This window comes from Bradyrhizobium sp. P5_C11_2 (genome assembly GCF_054049755.1).
The window spans coordinates 1-6,403 of record NZ_JBFULT010000445.1 but is presented as its reverse complement, the minus strand read 5'-3'; the positions used below and the strand labels follow the sequence as shown (position 1 = coordinate 6,403).

At 64.3% G+C, this 6,403-nt stretch carries 7 protein-coding genes and 1 pseudogene; 4 read left to right on the top strand and 4 right to left on the bottom strand.

The features are described 5' to 3' along the window. Nucleotides 1-203: DUF6894 family protein (locus tag ACXJL8_RS30495; protein ID WP_456686122.1), on the bottom strand; the 203-nt coding region annotated here is incomplete at its 3' end. Nucleotides 204-575: 372 nt separating this feature from the next. Continuing rightward, a complete protein-coding gene (locus tag ACXJL8_RS30490) occupies nt 576-1,553 on the bottom strand; it encodes a hypothetical protein (RefSeq protein ID WP_456622885.1) in 978 nt (325 codons plus the stop codon). A 364-nt stretch (nt 1,554-1,917) separates the two neighbouring features. On the opposite strand from ACXJL8_RS30490, the gene ACXJL8_RS30485 reads away from it, so the two are divergent. Then, nucleotides 1,918-2,478: a L,D-transpeptidase gene (locus ACXJL8_RS30485; protein ID WP_456622860.1), complete on the top strand. Its 561-nt coding sequence runs from the start codon at nt 1,918-1,920 to the stop codon at nt 2,476-2,478. A 140-nt stretch (nt 2,479-2,618) separates the two neighbouring features. Continuing rightward, a complete protein-coding gene (locus ACXJL8_RS30480) occupies nt 2,619-2,840 on the top strand; it encodes a hypothetical protein (protein WP_456622861.1) in 222 nt (73 codons plus the stop codon). On the opposite strand, the gene ACXJL8_RS30475 is transcribed toward ACXJL8_RS30480, so the two are convergent. Together ACXJL8_RS30475 and ACXJL8_RS30470 are read right to left on the bottom strand one after the other, a co-directional pair. Further along, nucleotides 2,837-3,271 carry a COG4315 family predicted lipoprotein gene (locus ACXJL8_RS30475; protein WP_456622862.1) on the bottom strand — a complete coding sequence of 145 codons (435 nt, stop codon included), beginning with the start codon at nt 3,269-3,271 and terminating at the stop codon, nt 2,837-2,839. The two genes, ACXJL8_RS30480 and ACXJL8_RS30475, sit on opposite strands and share 4 nt — an antisense overlap. Before the next feature lie 122 nt (nt 3,272-3,393). Further along, on the bottom strand, nt 3,394-3,858 hold the full coding sequence (locus ACXJL8_RS30470; protein ID WP_456622863.1) for a MarR family winged helix-turn-helix transcriptional regulator: 465 nt from the start codon (nt 3,856-3,858) through the stop codon (nt 3,394-3,396). A 99-nt stretch (nt 3,859-3,957) separates the two neighbouring features. Between ACXJL8_RS30470 and ACXJL8_RS30465 the strand changes: the two genes are divergently transcribed. After that, a complete protein-coding gene (locus tag ACXJL8_RS30465; protein WP_456622864.1) occupies nt 3,958-5,880 on the top strand; it encodes an FAD-binding monooxygenase in 1,923 nt (640 codons plus the stop codon). A 145-nt stretch (nt 5,881-6,025) separates the two neighbouring features. Next, nucleotides 6,026-6,403, top strand: a pseudogene (locus ACXJL8_RS30460) (SH3 domain-containing protein); the annotation flags it as partial.

Sequence of the window (6,403 nt, the reverse complement as noted above, 5' to 3'; positions counted from 1 at the left end):
AGCGGTGTGCGATAGAGCTCGTTGTGGTCGCGATCGGTGACGCGCACCGCGCAACCCTTCTGCTGGAGCTCCGGCTTCACCTGCGACAGCTCGCTCGCCAGTTGATGGGCGCGGTCGGAGGCAACCTCGAGGTCTTCGAGGATAATGCCGCCCTGGTTCTTGAACTCTTCACCAACCACAAGATCGAAATAGTAGTAAGGCATCCGAATTCCCCGGTGTGATGACCCAAGCCTTGAAAACAAGCCTTGAGAAGCCTTCAACGGAAGTCTTCAACACATGTCCGATGGTACCACTGAGTCGATCTTTATCGAATGAACGAGTGGCGCAATCTCTTTGCTTATGGCGCAGAAATGATGTGCAGCCCGCGGGCGCCTTAAGATTTTATTAAATATGTCGGCGCGATCATTAGGCATGGAATTGCAACAGAACCGGGCTCCGGGAACCGGCAGTTGCAAGAGAAGGCCGGCGGCATAGATCCCGACGGCCTTTTCTCTTTTCGAAAACGCGACCGAAGCATCGATCACCGTAGTCGCCCGGACTCAACGCATCACGTCGACTCGGACAGCGTCTGCGATCTAGCGCAGAGGCATCGGCGGACGCACGACCGGACCGTCATCATCCGCAACGGCTTGCGTCGCCGCGACCGGCGGAGGGACTGCGGAAGCCTGTGAAGCTGGCGGCGGAGGTGCGGCCGGATAGGCCGGCATGTAGGTCTGCGACACGACCGGCTTCGGCTTGCGAACCGGCGGCGCCGGCGGCCGCGGCGGCGGCAACGCGGAGACTCGCGCACGTGGATCGACCGGAGGCCTCGCCTCGGCCACCGGCTTCGGTGCCGGCGTCTTCGCCATCTCGCGTGCCATCTGCTCCTGTCCGGCCTTCAACTCGGCGATGTTGGACTTGAGCTGTTCGATCTGCTGCGCCATCGCGGCGAGATCGCGCGTCATCGATTGCACCGATTGCGTAGCATCGGTCGCGGGCGCGGCGGCGCCGTCCTGCGCCGCCGGCGGCGTTGCGGATTGGTCAGCGCTCTGATCGATTGCCGCTTGCGTCGCGGTCGGCACGGGTTGCGCGGCGGCGGCGACGGGCGCTGTCTGCGAGGTCGACGGCATCAGCGATGCCAATGCCGGTGTCCATTCGGCGAGCATCTGTCTTGCGGTGTCGCCGTGTTTCTCCCACGCGACGGTTGCAGCAGCACTTCCTCCCGCAAACAGCACCGTGATGAACGCGCCGCGCAGCCACTTGGCGGCGGATGATCGCTTGTGCCGGCCGTGAAGATCGCTGGCCGCCACGCGCACGGCTGAATCGACCGAAGGTATTGCGGCAGGCGTTTCCGGTGCAACGCTCAACCTCGGCTCCAGGTACCTCGGCTCCACACCAATCTTGGGCGCCGGACGGTTCACGATCTCCGGCGCCAGGGCCGGAGCGTCCTTGCTGGCGCGCGTCGCCAGYACAATGTCGGGCGAAATCTGAACCGCATCGTGCGGATCGTTGTCCTTGACCGCGTCCTTCACGATTTCATCGACAATTTGCTTGCTGTTCAGCGTCGCGAGCATCGCAGCTCCTTTGAAGCCTTGGTCGTCCGCATTGGCGCGAGCCGATCGATTGCGTGAGCCCATCCCAAGCCCGGGACCCACGAGTCCAGCCGGATTTGACCAAAGCAAGGCGAGGGGATGGAGACTATGCGACGGTCTTTCGCCGTTTGTGGTGATGGAACCGGGTTTCACAAACACGGGCATGTGTTCCGCACTGCCTTTTTTTCTGCACGATTTGGGCAGATTCTGACGGTGCTGGGGGCGGTGTCGATCCGCTATTGGGGGGCCGGCGGTGCCAAGATCTGTTCTCGCTTTTCTCGTTGTTACCTTGCTTCCGCTCGGCGGTTGCATGCAGGCAACGCTTTCGCCGTCGACCGACGCGAGCATGACGCCGCGCGACCGGCAGCTGCTTTCGCATACGCCTTACGCGCAGGCGAGCGTGCCCGAGCAATATCTCCGTCACATCGTCGACTATCCGCGCAAGGAGCAGCCGGGCACGATCCTGGTCGATACCGATGCGCGCTACCTCTATTACGTTCTGCCGGAGGGCAAGGCGATCCGCTACGGCGTCGCGGTCGGCGAGGAGGCGATGGCCTTCTCCGGTGTGGCGCGCGTCGGCCGTCTGGCGGAATGGCCGGACTGGGTTCCGACACCGGAGATCCAGGCGCGGCTCGGACCGTATCCACCGCGCGTTGCCGGTGGTCCCGCCAATCCGTTGGGCGCGCGGGGGATCTATCTCTACTCCGGCAACAAGGACACGCTCTATCGTATCCACGGCACCAACCAGCCCGAATATATCGGGCAGGCGATCTCGTCGGGCTGCATCCGGATGCGCAACGAGGACGTGATCGATCTGTTCGATCGCGTGAAGCTCAACGCGACCGTCGTGGTGCTGCCGCCCGGACAGAACGCGCAGGCCGGGACGGGGTCACGCTGGCGCGGGTGAGGGCCACGATCCTGCGCGCCATCGCCCTCACTCAAGCGTGAAGGCGCGCACGACACGCGGCCTTTCAAGGGTGAACTGCTTCACAGCCGATCCGCCGCGGTTGCGCTATGCCTCAATGGCTCGTTGCCATTGGAGGCATCATGCAGAAATTCTTTTATCAATTGAATGAGGGCGACCGCCGCATCGTGCGCAGATGGCGGCTGGCGGCATTTGGCTTCTACGGATCGATCCTGGCCGGAATGGTCCTGTACGTGGCGCTGCACTGGAATCCGGAGGTCAATTATGCCTCGGCCGATTCCACGGCGCGCGCAAAGATCATGAGCACGTCGGGCGCCGACGGACGCGCGCCGTTCTCGCCTTAATCTTCAGGCCGGGCGATGCGCCATTGCAAGGTCGTCGCATTGCCGTTGACTTCGCCTGGCGTCTTGTCGGCGGGCGAGGTGTAGAGCGGACGGTAGCGATAGGCCCACATCTTGCTGCCGTCGTTGCGGCTGATCACGGTGAAGTCGCCGATCGCCTTGGCATCCGCCGGCGCGGCCAGGGGAACCCAGCTCTCGGTGCACTTTCCGTTGCAGTTCGACGTCTTACCGCTGGTGTCGCGCTCGTAATAATAGAGCGTCATGCCCTTGAGATCGACCAGCTTGGGGCCCTGCTTGGTCAGGACMACCTTGGCCGGCGCGGTCGTGGCCTCGGGCTTCGGCGCCGGAGCGGCATCGCCGCCGCCATGTCCGTTCGCGACCGCATGACCGGTCGAGAGCGCGATGGCCGCGGCCGCAATGATGAACCTGAACATCCGATACCCCCGAACGGCAAAGTTAATCGCGCGTTAACGCGCCGAATTGGGCCGACGGTAGCAGCCGAAGGTTAGTTCCGGGTTTCGCGGCACTGCGACGATTGCGGACCAGCCATACGGGCCTATGCCTGCGCCTCGCGCAGCGGCGCGCGGCTGAGATCGTTGCCGGCGGCAATGGCCTTGCGCAACAGCCGCATCAGCTCCTCGCCTTCCTTGGCGCTGAGGCCGCGCAGCATGATGCGCTGCGCCGATTCCACGGCCGGCGTGATCTTGCGCAGCGTGCGGCGGCCTTCGTCGGTGATCTCGAGCTCCCGGGCGCGGCGGTCGCGGCTGGAGGCGCGGCGCTCCACAAGCCCCTTCTGCACGAGACGGTCGATCACGCCGGTGATGGTGGTGCGGTCGTAGGCGATCAGGCCGGCGAGCGTCACCTGGTCGAGCCCCGGATTGGCCTTGATGGTCGCGAGCGCGGCGTATTGCACCGGCGTGAGATCGAATCCGGCATCCGCGATCTCGGCCAGAAACACCGCCACCGCGATCTGCTGGAACCGGCGCGCCAGATGGCCGGGCATGTCGTTGTTGTCTTTCACCGGTTTCTCCCGAGGGGCGCAGGCCGTGCTCATTGACAAGTATACTGATCATCAGCATACTGAGCAATATCCAAACAGAATGTTGTCAGGGAGGTGCGCATGCAATTCCATCTCAATGGATTTCAGCCGGGCGATCCCGAGATCGCCGATCCCGCCCTGCGCGTTCAGGCCTCGGGCGCACCGGGGGCCGTGCCTGAAGTGGTCGATGTCCTTATCGTCGGCTGCGGCCCGGCCGGCCTCACGCTCGCGGCCCAGCTTGCGCAGTTTCCGGATATCAGGACCTGCATCGTCGAGCAGAAGCCGGGTCCGTTGCTGGTTGGCCAGGCCGACGGCATTGCCTGCCGCACCATGGAAATGTTCCATGCCTACGGTTTCAGCGAGCGCGTGCTGAAGGAGGCCTATTGGGTCAACGAGACGACGTTCTGGAAGCCGGACGAGCGGGCGCCCGAGACCATCGTCCGCAGCGGCCGGGTGCAGGACGTCGAGGACGGGCTGTCGGAATTCCCGCACGTCATCCTCAACCAGGCGCGCATCCACGACGGCTTTCTCGAAATCATGCGGAAAGCGCCGGCCAGGCTCGAGCCCTACTACAGCCGACGTCTGCTCGACCTCGAGGTCGAGGCAGCCGCAGGGCCTGCCGACCATGCCGTGACGGTGCGCCTTGAACGCGTCGATGCCGGCAATGAGGGCGAGGTCGAGACGATCAAGGCGCGTTACGTCGTCGGCTGCGATGGCGCGCGCAGCACGGTGCGCAGATCGATCGGCCGCGAGCTGCACGGCGACTCCGCCAACCACGCCTGGGGCGTGATGGACGTTCTGGCGGTGACCGATTTTCCCGACATCCGCTTCAAGGCCCTGATTCAATCTGCCAAGGACGGTAGCCTTCTCATCATCCCGCGCGAGGGCGGTTACATGGTCCGCCTCTATGTCGAGCTCGCCAAGCTCGATGTCGGCGAGCGCGTCGCCAACCGCAACATCACCGCCGACGACGTGATCGCCAAGGCGCAGCGGATCCTTAAGCCGCATACGCTCGCGGTGAAGGAAATCGCGTGGTGGTCGGTCTACGAGATCGGCCAGCGCCTGACCGACAGGTTCGATGACGTGCCGGAGGCCGAGATCGCGACCCGGCTGCCGCGCATCTTCATCGCCGGGGATGCCTGCCACACCCACAGCCCCAAGGCGGGGCAGGGCATGAACGTCTCGATGCAGGACGCGTTCAATCTCGGCTGGAAGCTTGCGGCCGTGATCCGCAGGAAATCTACGCCGAGCCTGCTGCATTCCTATTCGGCGGAACGCCAAGCCGTTGCCAAGGAGCTGATCGATTTCGACCGCGAATGGGCGGGGATCCTCGCCTCCGCAGCCAAGGCCGGTGGCGCCGATGCGGCCAGGACGCAGGACTATTTTGTCCGGCACGGCCGCTACACGGCGGGCACGGCGACGCACTACCGCCCGTCGCTCCTCACTGGCGCAGCATCGCACCAGCATCTCGCGGCAGGCCTTGTCATCGGCACGCGCTTCCATTCCGCACCCGTGATCCGGCTCGCCGATGCCAAGCCGGTCCATCTCGGCCACGCCGCGGACGCCGACGGACGCTTCCGCATCTACGCGTTTTCGCGCGCCGAAGATCCGGCGGCGGCCGGCTCCGCCATTCGCGCGTTGTGCGACTTCCTCACCGAAGCGCGGGACTCTCCGGTGAAGCGATACACGCCGGCGGGCGCCGACATCGACAGCGTGATCGACCTGCGCGCGGTATTCCAGCAGGATCATCGCGAGCTCGCCGTCGAGGCGATGCCGTCGCTGCTGCTCCCGCGCAAAGGTCGCTATGGTTTGCTCGACTACGAAAAGATGTTCTGTCCGGACCTCAAGAGCGGCCACGACGTTTTCACGATGCGCGGCATCGATCGGCAGGCCGGTTGCATGGTCGTGGTGCGGCCGGACCAATATGTCGCGAACGTACTGCCGCTCGACGACTTCACTGGGCTCGCGTCGTACTTCGACGGGTTCATGCTGCCGGTGAACTGACGTTCGCGGTGTTGCGCTCGTCGTGCAGATGAACGGCGGATGAATACTGAACTCCGCGCACATTCAATCTTTCGGCTGATGCGGCTGCTCCAGGAGGAACGCTCGTTCCTCCCGCGCGTTCGGACTCGCAGAGGAGGAACACGCCATGAGACTCAGAAACATTTTGGTTGCAGCATTGCTGCTTGCCCCCACGGCCGCGCTGGCCGCGCCGGGCATCGTCACCGTCTCGACCGGCTTGCGCGCCGGGCCGGGTTCGGGATTCCCCGTGGTCGATCGCATCCCCGAGGGCGCCCGCGTCAACATCCATGGCTGCCTGCGCGGCAATGCCTGGTGCGACGTGAGCGTCTCCGACGATCGCGGCTGGGTGTCGTCGCAATATCTAGAATAACTCGAACGCCATCAATACGTCTATCTCCCCGACTATGTCGACGAGATCGACGTGCACGTCGCGACCTTCGTGCTGACCTCGTACTGGTCGATCTATTATCAGGGGCGACCCTGGTATCGCCGCCATGCCTACTGG

Excerpts from the sequence above, each read along its gene's own strand:
- ACXJL8_RS30485 (WP_456622860.1), top strand. The coding sequence starts at position 1,918 with ATGACGCCGCGCGACCGGCAGCTGCTTTCGCATACGCCTTACGCGCAG.
- ACXJL8_RS30480 (WP_456622861.1), top strand. The coding sequence starts at position 2,619 with ATGCAGAAATTCTTTTATCAATTGAATGAGGGCGACCGCCGCATCGTG.
- ACXJL8_RS30465 (WP_456622864.1), top strand. The coding sequence starts at position 3,958 with ATGCAATTCCATCTCAATGGATTTCAGCCGGGCGATCCCGAGATCGCC.